At 42.8% G+C, this 13374-nt stretch carries 7 protein-coding genes and 1 pseudogene; 6 read left to right on the top strand and 2 right to left on the bottom strand.

The window, feature by feature from the left end; translation table 11 throughout:
* Positions 1-51 precede the first annotated feature (51 nt).
* Positions 52-1164, bottom strand: coding sequence for a polysaccharide deacetylase family protein (locus K8O68_RS20680; protein ID WP_230898633.1), 1113 nt, complete (start codon positions 1162-1164; stop codon positions 52-54).
* A gap of 247 nt (positions 1165-1411) precedes the next feature.
* Here K8O68_RS20680 and K8O68_RS21690 point away from each other — a divergent pair.
* The 5 genes and pseudogenes from K8O68_RS21690 to K8O68_RS20660 all read left to right on the top strand — a co-directional run.
* Positions 1412-1780, top strand: a pseudogene (locus K8O68_RS21690) (peptide-methionine (S)-S-oxide reductase); the annotation flags it as partial.
* Between the two features lie 18 nt (positions 1781-1798).
* Positions 1799-1987, top strand: coding sequence for a hypothetical protein (locus tag K8O68_RS21685; protein ID WP_370640561.1), 189 nt, complete (start codon positions 1799-1801; stop codon positions 1985-1987).
* 12 nt (positions 1988-1999) lie between these two features.
* Positions 2000-3370 (top strand): glycosyl hydrolase family 18 protein, encoded by a 1371-nt coding sequence (locus K8O68_RS20670; RefSeq protein WP_370640554.1) that lies wholly within the window; start codon positions 2000-2002, stop codon positions 3368-3370.
* 146 nt (positions 3371-3516) lie between these two features.
* On the top strand, positions 3517-5757 hold the full coding sequence (locus K8O68_RS20665) for a poly(ethylene terephthalate) hydrolase family protein (RefSeq protein ID WP_230898632.1): 2241 nt from the start codon (positions 3517-3519) through the stop codon (positions 5755-5757).
* A 282-nt stretch (positions 5758-6039) separates the two neighbouring features.
* Positions 6040-7983 (top strand): aconitate hydratase, encoded by a 1944-nt coding sequence (locus K8O68_RS20660; RefSeq protein ID WP_230898631.1) that lies wholly within the window; start codon positions 6040-6042, stop codon positions 7981-7983.
* Positions 7984-8005: 22 nt separating this feature from the next.
* On the opposite strand, the gene K8O68_RS20655 is transcribed toward K8O68_RS20660, so the two are convergent.
* Complete coding sequence (locus tag K8O68_RS20655) at positions 8006-8488, bottom strand: DUF456 domain-containing protein (RefSeq protein WP_230898630.1); 483 nt, start codon at positions 8486-8488, stop codon at positions 8006-8008.
* 273 nt (positions 8489-8761) lie between these two features.
* Between K8O68_RS20655 and gltB the strand changes: the two genes are divergently transcribed.
* Positions 8762-13360 carry a glutamate synthase large subunit gene (gltB, locus tag K8O68_RS20650; protein WP_230898629.1) on the top strand — a complete coding sequence of 1533 codons (4599 nt, stop codon included), beginning with the start codon at positions 8762-8764 and terminating at the stop codon, positions 13358-13360.
* Positions 13361-13374 lie beyond the last annotated feature (14 nt).

The following is a 13374-nucleotide window of genomic DNA, read 5'->3' as shown; positions in this document are numbered from 1 at the left end:
AACTAAAAAGAGCCTGGCCTTAGCCAGGCTCTTTTTAGTCTTTACAGAAGATTAATCAAGTAATGTCTGGACCGTTACAAAGGTATAACCTTGCCCCTGCAGCTCATCGATAATCCTTGGAAGGGCTTCTACCGTTCCATCAAGCATCCCGGGGTTCACATCAATGTTATGCTGAAGAATAATTCCGCCCGGTTTTATATTATTTTGGACCCTGTTGAAAATTTCATCGCCTGAAAGGCCGGTCCAGTCCAACGTATCAACAGACCACATAACAATCCGGAATCCTTTTTCATGAAGAAAATCTTCATCAGCTCTGGTTAGGTTTCCGTATGGAGGTCTGAATAAATCAGGCAATCTGTTAACAGCTCTGCTCATACTCTGCTGGGTTTTGAAAAGTTCTTCCCTTACCTCACTGGACTGAATGCCAGTAAAATCAGGATGAGTGAAAGAATGGTTGCCCAATCCATGTCCTTCTTTTACAATTCGCTGCATAAGTTCAGGAAACTGATCTACCTGCCTTCCAACAACAAAGAATGTGGCAGGAACTCCTTTATCCTTTAAAATATCGAGTATTTGCGGAGTATAAGTGGCATCCGGGCCGTCATCAAATGTAAGGGCAATTTGCCTTCCTGATGGATCTCCTGAACCGATTCTTCTGGCAGTTCTTTCGTTTGGGTTTTGAATAGTTGTTCTTTTCGCAACCCTATCATAATCAACTCTTAATCCCAGTCTTCTTGCTACATCCACTAAAGGGACGAATGTCTGGCCGTCTACGTGAATAGAAGCTGTTGCCCACGTATCTCTTTCCCATTGGTCAGTTCCTGCTTTCTGATAATCGATGTATTTCGTTCCTGTCGGGTTGGCAAAACGAGTGCCGCCTAATCGGAACACAATTGAATCATATTTTTCATTCCAGTTAACTTCTGTCCCTGTATGCTTAAAAAACATAGCAGGCACCATCATATGCCCGTCTCTCATCACATACTTCGTCTGGACAGGCTGGTTATCCACATATACTGGCGCTTCAAGTAACTCAGACTCTTTCGCTGATACTGAAGGGGAGAGAACAGCCAGCATTGTCAGAAATGTCAATAAAAAGACGACAGCTTTCCTTATTCTTGGCTGGCACAAACGTTTCATTGATGGTGTTTTTTTCAGCTTCATAATATACTCCTTTTATCCTCAGTTTTTTGTAAAGTTAATTTGCCCACTTATAGGAGTTTTTAATATAAAAAAGTTTGTTTGATTAAATCTGCTGGAGGTAATAAAAATGAACAAGTGAGGGAATAATTGTGCTGGCCTTATTATTAAATACAGAAAGAGGTGGATTAAAATTATGGCAGACATAATAAATGCAGGAGAAACAGGCCTCAAAAAAGCTATTTTTGGGATGGGCTGATTTTGGGGGCCTGATGCCCAGTTTGGGCGTTATAAAGGTGTCATAAAAACTGAAGCAGGTTATACAGGCGGGACGACAGATCACCCTGTATACAGGCGAATGGGAGATCATACGGAAGCTGTTCAAGTGGTTTACGATCCAGCAAAAATAACTTACGAAGACCTTCTTAATGAATTCTGGAAAAGCCACAGCGGTAAAAAACACGGCTACAGGGGAAGGCAGTACATGTCTCTTCTCGTCTGTTTTGATAACTCGCAGAAAGAAAAGGCTTTAAGCGTGAAACAGAAGTGGGAGGAGATAAAAGGGCATAAGATTGAAACAGAAATTAATACAGAAAAACCTTTTTTTCCAGCGGAAGACTATCATCAGAAATATTATTTAAAACAGTATAAGTCAGCATTGGAGAAACTGTCTGAATTATACCCATCCCATAAAGACCTGGTTCATTCAACCTTGGCTGCGCGTTTAAATGGATTTGTGAAAGGGTTTGGTTCGATTTCAGGGATAAAAAAAGAAATCAGTCAATCGGACGGGTCAGACTCTGAAAAAGAACGCTTGAAAGAAGCCGTCTCTTCAATTAAATGGTGAATGAGGCTGCCTTTGCTTTCTCTTGAACATATTCTCCTTAAGAAAGGAATAGAGTTAAAAGAAGGCTTAAAAGACAGCAGGGAGGGCGATCAGTTGATCATTCATGTGGTGTCGACTGGAGAATCTTTATTTAGTATAGCCCGGGATTATGGGGTGACAGTTCAGGAAATTACAAGTGCTAACAGGCTGGACGATATGACCCCGCTTGTCATCGGTCAGGCACTTGTTATTCCAACTGGAGGCAGATTTCATTTACTTGAGCGCGGAGAAAGCTTACAGATGATCAGTCAGAAATACGGTATACCGGTCAATCAGTTAGCGGCAGTAAACCAGGTTATTCGGCCGGAATTTATTCAGCCAGGCCATTCACTGTATATTCCCAATTATATGCGCCAGAAACCAGCAATAGATGTAGGAGCCTATGTAGACCTTCAAATAACCGGTGAGGAGTCAGCACAGGCGGTGGATGAAGTTGGCCGGTATTTAACTTTTTTGCAAATTTTCAGTTATGAACTGAATGAAGATGGATCGCTGACCCCCTTAAATGACCTGGAGATTATTAACACAGCTTATCAAAATAATATTGTTCCATTAATGGTTATTACTAATATTGATGAGGGAGCTTTCAGCACAGAGCTTGCTTCAACAGTGCTTCAGGATGATGCCTTACAAAACAGAATGCTTGATGAGGCGCTCGCCATAATGGATGAAAAAGGTTATTTAGGCCTTGATTTTGATCTGGAATACCTGGGACTCGAAAATCGGGAAGCATATAATCAGCTGATGGAACGGGCTAAGACCCGTCTTGACGAGAAAGGCTATTTTCTTTCAAGTGCTTTGGCACCTATAGTAGAACCGGGTATGACTGGCGTTCTTTATGAAGGGCACGATTACGCTTTTCACGGGGAAACGGCTGATTTCGTCTTTCTTATGACTTATGAATGGGGATGGACAGGGGGACCTCCAAGAGCAGTGGCTCCTCTTAATGAAGTAAGACGTGTGATAGAATATGCTGGTTCGCTTATGCCTTACGATAAAGTGATGATGGGCATTCCGCTTTATGGATATGACTGGACCCTGCCGTTTATAGAAGGAGTGTCAAGAGCAAGGGCAATAGATCATCAGGAGGCGATTCGGCTCGCCGGTGCTTATAATGCAGCAATAGAATATGATGAAACAGCTCAGTCTCCATTTTTCCGGTATATTGATGAGGAAGGGGCAGAGCATGAAGTGTGGTTTGAGGATGCGAGAAGCATACAGGCGAAATTTAATCTCGTGAAGGAGTTAGGCTTACGGGGCGTGTATTACTGGGTGCTGGGTTGGGACTTTCCGCAAAACTGGCTCCTTCTTGAAGATAATTTTCAAATAAATAAACGGGTTTAACCCTTCTGCTCAAGGGTAATTTAATTACTTTATGAGCAGTTTTTTTATTTTAAAAAGCATGAAGAAGTGTCACAAGACTTGGAAAAGGTCTGATATAATAGAAAATTGAGATTAATTTACAAGTGCTTAATAAGGGGATAAATGGAATGGACAGTGAGACGAAAGAACCGAATAAATTATATAAACTTATAAGTTGGCTTAGAAGAAGAGCAGTGACAATACATGCGTTCGACAGCAAGTTTACTTACATCATTATTTCTCTTTGGCTTATTACTGCCATTGGTATTATGACGGGTGTGGCGGGGACGCCGACCGGGTTAGGCAGGCATATTGATCTTGCCATCGCTTTAACTGCCCATACGATAATATTTATACTGGCTGCAGTTATTATCGGTTTTTTGTTCTCGGTACTATATTTGCCTATTCCAAGGTTATTTACAGGATGCTTTCTGTACAGCAGTTATATAACTTATTTTATATTAACAGAGGCCAACCTTGGTCCATTATTCTCAGGAATTATTACAGGTTTGTGGATGGGAATCGGATTATGTGCAGGGTTAATTGTTACTCTTCTGAAAAGTAATTTAACACCGGGGAAAAAAGCTGGTTTGTCAGTGCTTCCGGCAGCTATAATCTTATTCCTGTTTTTATGGAGGCCGGAGATTGAGCATGCTGACGTAGCTGAGTCATTCAGAGATAATGGCTATATTACCCCACTGTCAGTTGAAAACCCTTCTGACCCGGGTTCACATCCTGTTAAAACATTTACATATGGAAACGGAGAGGACAATCACCGGGATGAATTTAGACATGGTGTGGAGTTAATTTCTGATTCGGTGGATGCCTCGGCCTATATTAATGAATGGAAAAGATACCGGACATTCTTCTGGGGATTTGATGAATCTTCCCTCCCCTTAAATGGAAGAGTTTGGATGCCTGAGGGGGAGGGAACGTTTCCGCTTGTACTCATGGTGCATGGAAATCATACAATGGAGAATTTTTCAGACGGGGGATATGGGTATCTAGGCGAACTGCTTGCAAGCAGAGGATATATTGCTGTCTCAGTAGATCAGAACTTTCTTAATTATTCTAATTGGACAGGGATTCCTTCAAATGATATGAAGTTAAGAGCCTGGTTGTTGATGCATCATTTATTGCAGGTTGAGGCCTTCCATGAAACTCAAGACACTCCGTTTTATGGAAAGGTTGACCTCCAGCGGGTTTCTTTAATCGGTCATTCTCGTGGAGGACAGGCTGTGGCGATGGTAGCTGATTATGAAAGATGGTTCTCGGAAGAAGAGTCCTTAAATGGTATTGAAGATATCGGGATAGAAGGAGTTGTAGCGATAGCACCGACTGACCGGCAAGTAGATGATACGAGAGCGGAACTTGATGATGTGTCTTATTTGACCCTGCATGGGGCAAGAGACGGGGATGTACACAATTACCATGGTGACAGGCAATATGGACGTGTCTCGATCCCTGGGGATAACGGGCACTTTAAAGCAGGTGTCTACATCGCTGAAGCCAATCACAGCCAGTTTAATACTGATTGGGGACGGATGGATATGAGGCTTCCCGGCGGAGTTTTTCTTAACAGAGCGCAAATGATGAGTGAAGAGGAGCAACGGCAGGTGGCTGAAGTATATATATCCGCTTTTCTTGAAAGTGCTGTGAAGGAGAATGACCAATATCTACCGCTGTTCAGGGATGTAAGGTATGGAAAAGAATGGCTGCCGAACACGCAATATATTACGAGGTTTGAAAACAGTGAGTTTATGCCTTTTGTTAACTATAACAGAGCGGAAAGTAAGACAAATCTTTCCAGGGGATTAACTGCTGAAGGAGTCGGCTTTGATAAATGGGAGATACAAGCAGCTGAAAACCGTTCCGGGAATACGAAACGCAGCCGGGGAATGGTGTTCAAGTGGGAGGATACAGCCAGATATCATTTATACTTTAATGAAGATTTCCGCGCGGACAACTTTAATAAAAGCTTTGAAAGTATACGGCTGTCTATTGCAAACAAGGAACGTGACATGGAAAAAGATGGAGGGGAAGGCTATCATGTGCCGCAAATAGATGTGGAGATGGAAACTGTCTCCGGAGAAACGGCAAGGGTATCGCTGGAGGCGGTTAAAACGATTGAACCGCCTATTGCCACTCAATATACAATTAACCCATGGTTTGAAGACATCATGCGTGAAGGAAAATATGAGGAAGCAATCGAGCCGGTTTTCCAAAACTATGAACTGCCTGTTGATCTTTTTATGGAAGCAGTTCCTGATTTTCAAATCGAAGAAGTAGAAAGGATTTCTTTATATTTTGCTGACGGGCCTGGTGAGCTGATGATGGATGAAATTGGCTTTTTTGTCCAGCCTGACTGAATATTATTGGAGGGGATGTCCCAAAAGTCTGACTTTTGCGGGCACCCCCTCTTTTTCATTCAGATAAAACTTATACTATGCTGCGGCACAACATCTCTCAATTAATAGAAGTCTTCAGGGGCAAAAAGGCGCGGTTATAACTCTGTCAGCAGAGTAGTAATTCCTGTGTCAATCTCGTGTTGAAGTGTTTAAAACTTAAATGGAAAACTGGAGCAGTTTTAATTTTTAGAATATAAGGAAAGGGAATATATAGTTTATTAGTATGATTTAGGAGGTTTTGCAATGGGGTTAAATGTCACTCAAAAGTTAATTAAGGGGCATCTCATATCAGGTGAAATGTCCCCGGGTGAAGAAATCGGCCTTAAAATTGATCAGACACTGACACAGGACGCCACGGGAACATTAGTAATGCTGGAATTAGAAGCGATGGAACTTGAGAGAGCCCAAACAGAAGTGTCTGCCCAGTACGTGGATCATAATATTATTCAAGTCGACAGCAAAAACCCTGATGATCACCTGTTTTTGCGGAGCGCCACAAAGAAATTCGGCATGTTTTACAGCCAGCCGGGGAATGGAGTGAGCCATCCTGTTCACATGCAGAGGCTGGCAAAGCCGGGCGCTACTTTGCTCGGTTCCGACAGCCATACGTGTGCCAACGGCAGTATGGGTATGCTGGCAATGGGAGCAGGAGGCATTGATGTGGCTATGGCAGTTGCCGGTGAACCTATTTATATTAAGATGCCTGAAGTATGGGGGGTTAGACTAACCGGAGAACTGCCGGACTGGGTGAGTGCAAAAGATGTGATCCTCGAGCTTCTCAGACGGCACAATGTTAAAGGAGGCGCAGGCACTATAATTGAATATTACGGACCAGGGGTGGCTTCTTTAAGTGCCATGGACCGCCATGTCATTGCCAACATGGGGGCCGAGCTTGGAGCGACCACCTCTGTTTTTCCATCCGATGAGGAAATAAAACGCTATATGGCGTCGCAGAAGCGGGAAGAGGAATGGATGCCTCTCACAGCGGATACAGACGCTAAGTATGATAGACAAGAAGAAATTGATCTTTCTTCACTGGTCCCGCTTATCGCAAAACCTTCAAGTCCGGGAAATGTTGTACCCGTTGAGGAGGTAGAAGGAGAGCCGATCTACCAGTCTTATATAGGGTCCTCTGCCAATCCTGGCTACCGTGATTTTGCTGTGGTAGCAGAGATTGTGAAAGGAAAGTCAATTGCTAGCGGCGTCTCTTTTGACATTAACCCTTCTTCAAGGCAAATTCTCACAGACTTAATAAATGAAGGGCATATTACAAGTCTTCTTTCGGCAGGGGGAAGGCTTCATCAGGCGGGTTGTAACGGCTGTATTGGAATGGGACAGGCACCTGCTACAGGAAGAAACAGTTTACGAACGACACCTAGAAATTTTCCAGGACGTTCAGGAACAAAAGAGGACAGCGTGTTTTTATGCAGCCCGGAAACAGCAGGAGCTTCAGCCTTAACTGGAAAAATTACAGACCCGCGTAAACTTGAACAGGATTATCCGGAGATCTTTGAGCCTGAGAAACCGGAGGTCGACCTCAGCCTTCTTGAAACACCGGTTCCTGAAGAAGAAGCGAAACAAACAGAATTGTATAAGAGTGATAATATTACGCCGATCCCTGAAATGGAACCGCTGCCTGAATTTATAGAAGTGCCGGTACTCTTATACCTTAAAGATGATATTTCTACAGATGAAATACTTGCAGGAGGCTCCCGGGTGCTTCCTTACAGAAGCAACCTTGCAGAAATAAGCAAGTTTTCATTTGAAATAATTGATCCTAATTATTATGAGCGGGCCACCGCCCTCATGGAAGAGGGCGGACATGCAATCGTTGGAGGGACTAATTACGGCCAAGGCTCCAGCAGGGAACATGCGGCACTTGCCCCGCGGTATCTTGGGCTCAGGGTAGTGCTTGTCAAAGACTTTGCAAGAATCCATTGGCAAAACCTGGTTAATTTCGGCATTCTTCCAATTACCTTCAAAGACGATGCTGATTATGAAAAGCTCGAAGAAGGCGATTTTATAACACTTGAGAATATAAGGGAAGTGCTCCTGAATGAAGAGGAAATAACAGCAAAAGTCCGGTCAAAAAAACTGGAAATTCCTTGCGAGCACATGATGTCTAAACGTCAAATTGACATTGTGCTCGCAGGTGGATTAATAAATTGGGTGAAAGAAAGAATATGACTTTTCTTTTTGCCGAAAATTTCTATAAAAATATTACATCTGCTAAAAAAATTAAAATGATAATCAGCTGAAGAAGGCCTTTTGCCAGGGTACTTGTTAAAAAGCCAAGCAGTGTACCGAGCGCGCTTTTGGCCGACAAGCTGAATGACTTGTTTTGCAAATACTCAGCAGCAAAAACAAGTAAAAATGGAACAACTATAATACCGAGCGGAGGAATGATGAAGCTGCCGATTATAATGCCAATCGTAGCTGCAGTCATTCCTTTTTTTGACGAGCCGTACTTTTTCACAAAGTACATATTAGCCGCATAATCAGCCGCAAAGATAATAACTGTCAGCAAGACTAAAGAGCTCCATGTCCACCACGAGACAGACGCTTCAAGAAAAAAATGACTGAGGGCGACTCCTGCCCATATTAATAATACTGCGGGAATAACAGGATAAATTAGCCCAGCGAAACTTAAAATAAATAAAAATGCAATGGCAATCCAAATAAGTAAATCCACTAAATACACACCTTTCAAAGCTGAAATTAAACAATAAATTGACTATACAGCAGAAAAAACAACAATAAGCAGCAAATATCAACACTATTCATAATATTTGATAATATACAGGGTTTGCAATACTTTTCTGACAGTTTGAATTAGTATAAAATATTTTTTCATGTTACACTTATCAAAATATTTAAAACATAAAGTACTTGTTTTAAATATGAAAGTCTGGTAGATTATTTTACCAAGTAATTTGATAGATTTAATTAAAGGAGGAACGCTGTCATGACACATCCAAGAATACCATCACCGCAAGGGTTATATCACCCGGAAAACGAGCATGAAGCATGCGGTATAGGTTTAATCGCTCATATTGACGGGACGAAATCTCATGATATCGTTCAAAACGCCATAACGATTCTTTGTAACCTGGAGCACAGAGGAGGCCAGTCTGCAGATGTGAGCACTGGTGACGGAGCAGGCATTCTTACTCAGATCCCGCACCGCTTTTTCGACAAACAGTTTCACAAGGAAGATTTGGAACTCCCTCCAGAAGGCGAATATGGATTAGGGATGGTGTTTTTTCCCCAAGACCATAAAAGCCGGAAAAAAAGCAGAGAAGTATTTGAAAGGGTTATTAAAGAGGAAGGCCAGAAAATCCTTGGCTGGCGTACGGTGCCTGTAAATGATGCATTTGTAGGTAAAGATGCCAAAAAGACAAAACCGTATATCAGGCAAGTGGTTATTCTACCTTCGGAAAATATTAAAGACCAGGATGATTTTGAAAGAAGATTGTATATCATCCGCAAGCGTACAGAAATTGAAATTTCTAAAACAACCGCTACAAACGATTTTTATATCAGCAGCTTGTCTACAAGAACAGTTGTCTATAAAGGAATGCTTATTCCCGAACAGCTGGATTCGTTTTATATTGACCTGAACCATCCTGATTTTAAATCTGCAATGGCCTTTGTCCATTCACGGTTCAGTACAAATACCTTTCCAAGCTGGAAACGATCCCATCCGAACAGGTACACGATTCACAACGGAGAATTCAATACGATCCGCGGGAATGTTAACTGGATGAAAGCAAGGGAAAAGATGTGCGCCTCAGAATATTTCAGTGAAGAAGACCTTGAAAAAATACTTCCGGTCATCGATAAAAACGGCAGTGACTCCTCCATGTTTGATAATGCTTTTGAATTCCTTCATTTGTCAGGGAGGTCTCTTGCTCATACTGCCATGATGATGGTACCAGAGCCTTGGGCAAATGATGAAACAATTCATCCAGATAAAAAGGATTTCTATGAATATCACAGTACCTTGATGGAACCCTGGGACGGACCGGCAGCTATCGCTTTTACGGACGGAAGGCAAATTGGAGCCTGTCTTGACAGGAACGGCTTAAGGCCTGCCCGTTATTACGTAACAAAAGACGGTATGATCGTCCTTGGTTCAGAAGTAGGGGCCTTGGACATTTTTTCCGATGATGTCCTTTATAAAGACCGCCTGAAGCCCGGGAAAATGCTGCTCGTTGACTTGGAAGAAGGCAAAATTATTCCAGATGAAGAGATAAAGCTTCAGATGGCAAATGAACAGCCTTACAGAGAATGGCTTTCTGAACATATGATCCGGCTTGATGAACTGCCAAAACAAAGAGCTGTTAAAGAAATAAATAATGAAGAACAGCTTCTTGACCATCAGCTGGCATTTGGTTATACAACAGAAGAATTAAATAAGATTATTAAGCCGCTTGTGACAGGCGGAAAAGATCCAGTTGGTTCTATGGGTTATGATTCCCCGCTGGCTGTCCTTTCTAAACAGCCTCAGCTGTTATTTAACTATTTTAAACAGCTTTTCGCGCAAGTGACCAACCCGCCAATTGATGCGATTAGAGAAGAACTGATCACTCAAATAGGGACGACTATCGGCGGAGAGGGAAGCCTTGTTAACCCAGCGCCTGAAAGCTGCAGGCACATTTGGCTTGATACGCCTATTTTAAGAAACGATCAGCTGGAAACGTTACGGAACCAGGATATGAGCGGTTTTAAAGCAGTAACCTTATCTACGCTGTTTGATATTAGCGGAAGCGCTGGGGAAATGGAAAAAGCGCTGGAAAGGCTTTTTACTGAAGCTGATCAAAAAGTGGAGGATGGCGCTACGTTACTCATCCTCTCAGACCGTGGAGTAAATAAAGACCATGCCGCCATTCCTTCGTTATTAGCTGTTTCAGGCTTACACCATCATTTAATCCGCAACGGCGCGCGTACAAAAGTGAGCTTGCTGCTGGAAACAGGGGAAGCCCGGGAAGTCCATCACTTTGCAAGTCTTCTAGGCTACGGAGTGGAAGCTGTTAATCCGTATCTCGCCTTCGATACAATTAATCATTTGATCAATATTGATGAAATTGAGAATCAGCCACTGGATAAAGCGGTTAACCAATATATCAAAGCCGTCACTGACGGAATTATAAAAGTGTTATCCAAAATGGGTATTTCCACAATTCAAAGTTACCGCGGTGCCCAGATTTTTGAAGCCGTCGGCATTACTCAGGAAGTTATAGATAAGTACTTTACGAGAACTGCTTCAAGACTTGGCGGAATCGGTCTCGATACCATTGAGAAAGAAACATTAATGAGGCATAAAACAGCTTTCGGAGAGGATCGCGGGGCTCAAAAAGTGCTGGAGTCAGGAGACGAATTTCAATACAGGGAAAATGGAGAAGACCATCAGTATAACCCTGAAACCATTCATCTCCTTCAATATGCGTGTCGTACGAACAATTATAAATCGTTTAAAAAGTATTCCAAATTGCTCACAGATGAGAAAAACAACTTACAGTCTCTAAGAGGCTTAGTAAAGTTTAAGAAAAGAGAGCCGGTTCCTATCGAAGAAGTGGAATCAATCGAGGAAATTTGCAAAAGGTTTAAGACAGGAGCCATGTCTTACGGTTCAATTAGTGAAGAAGCACACGAAGCACTTGCAGTGGCGATGAACCGTATAGGCGGGCGCAGTAATACCGGAGAAGGCGGAGAGAAAATCGAGCGTTTTACAGCTGACGAAAACGGCGATTCCCGCAGAAGTTCAATCAAACAAGTGGCCTCTGGAAGATTCGGGGTTAACAGCCATTATCTTGTAAATTCAGACGAAATTCAGATTAAAATAGCCCAGGGAGCAAAACCTGGTGAAGGGGGACATCTCCCTGGCAAGAAAGTTTATCCATGGATTGCGGAAGTCCGCGGCTCTACCCCAGGTGTCGAATTAATCTCGCCCCCTCCTCATCATGATATTTATTCAATTGAGGATTTAGCAGAATTAATTCACAACCTGAAAAATGCCAATCCGCAGGCGCGGATCAGTGTCAAACTCGTTTCTGCTGTAGGCGTAGGCACCATTGCAGCCGGGGTAGCAAAAGGCCGGGCAGATCTCGTGTTAATAAGCGGTTATGACGGCGGGACTGGCGCAGCCCCAAGAACGAGTCTCAAACATACCGGGTTGCCGTGGGAAATTGGTTTAGCTGAAACTCATCAAACGCTTCTGCTAAATAAGCTGCGCGACCGCATTGTAGTAGAAAGTGATGGAAAGATGATGACCGGTAGAGATGTTATTGTAGCTACTTTACTGGGAGCTGAAGAATACGGCTTCTCTACAGCACCATTAGTTGTATTAGGGTGTGTCATGATGCGGGTCTGCCATTTGGATACGTGCCCTGTCGGTGTAGCGACACAGAATCCAGAGTTGAGGAAAAAATTCCCTGGTAAGGCTGACCATGTTGAAAACTTTATGTTATTTATCGCCCAGGAAGTTAGAGAACTAATGGCTGAGTTAGGATTCCGCACCATCAATGAAATGGTTGGGCGTACAGATATTCTTGAAACGAATGACGCGATTGATCATTGGAAAGCAAAAGGTGTCGATTTATCTGCTCTCCTTCACCAGCCGCATGTCTCTGGAAATACGACACTTTATGCCTCAAAAGAACAGGATCATGGATTGGAAAACTCACTTGATATGCAGGAACTGCTGCCAATGTGTGAAGATGCTCTTGAAGCAAAGATCCCTGTTAAAGAGACATTATCCATTCGGAATATTAATCGTGTAACTGGAACCATCCTCGGCAGTGAAATAACAAAACGTTACGGCTTGGAAGGGCTGCCGGAAGATACAATCCGTTTAACTTTTAAAGGCTCCGCGGGTCAGAGTTTTGGAGCTTTTATACCGAAAGGAATGTCATTAAAGCTTGTCGGGGATGCAAATGACTATGTAGGAAAAGGGTTATCGGGTGGCAAGATCATTGTACGGCCTTCAAGAAAGCGTACATTTAAGCCTGAAGAGAATATAGTAGTCGGAAATGTGTGTTTCTATGGTGCATCCGGTGGTGAAGCATATATAAACGGCATGGCCGGAGAACGTTTCTGTGTCCGGAACAGTGGAGCTAAAGTTCTCGTAGAAGGTGTTGGCGACCATGGCTGTGAGTATATGACAGGAGGAAAGGTCATTGTCCTCGGTCCTACCGGGCGAAACTTTGCTGCAGGTATGTCCGGAGGTGTTGCTTACGTTCTTCATGAGTCTGACAAATCGTCATTTGAATCAAAATGCAACCAGGACTTAGTGCATCTGGAGCAGCTGACAGATCCAGATGAAATTGAAGAGTTATTTGAAACGATTAAGACGCACATTGAACACACGTATAGTGATAATGCCAAGCGTATACTCAGAAACTGGGAAGAGATGGTTCCTAAATTTGTAAAAGTAATTCCGAAAGACTACCGTAAGATCCAGAATCGTATTCAGGAATTATTAAATGATGGCAATGACAAACATGAAGCTGAAATGCAGGCATTTGAAGAAAGCAAAATTAGTGTGGAAGCACTGAAAAATTAAAAAAGGGAGGGTAT

This window comes from Salipaludibacillus sp. CUR1 (assembly GCF_021028955.1).
In the GTDB taxonomy this organism is placed as follows: Bacteria; Bacillota; Bacilli; order Bacillales; family Salisediminibacteriaceae; genus Salipaludibacillus.
Note: the sequence above shows the minus strand (reverse complement) of the source record. Positions and strands in the feature narration are given on the sequence as shown.

Bases quoted from the DNA above. Each gene is read 5' to 3' on its own strand.
- K8O68_RS20680 (WP_230898633.1), bottom strand. From the start codon at position 1,164: ATGAAGCTGAAAAAAACACCATCAATGAAACGTTTGTGCCAGCCAAGA.
- K8O68_RS20660 (WP_230898631.1), top strand. From the start codon at position 6,040: ATGGGGTTAAATGTCACTCAAAAGTTAATTAAGGGGCATCTCATATCA.
- K8O68_RS20665 (WP_230898632.1), top strand. From the start codon at position 3,517: ATGGACAGTGAGACGAAAGAACCGAATAAATTATATAAACTTATAAGT.
- gltB (WP_230898629.1), top strand. From the start codon at position 8,762: ATGACACATCCAAGAATACCATCACCGCAAGGGTTATATCACCCGGAA.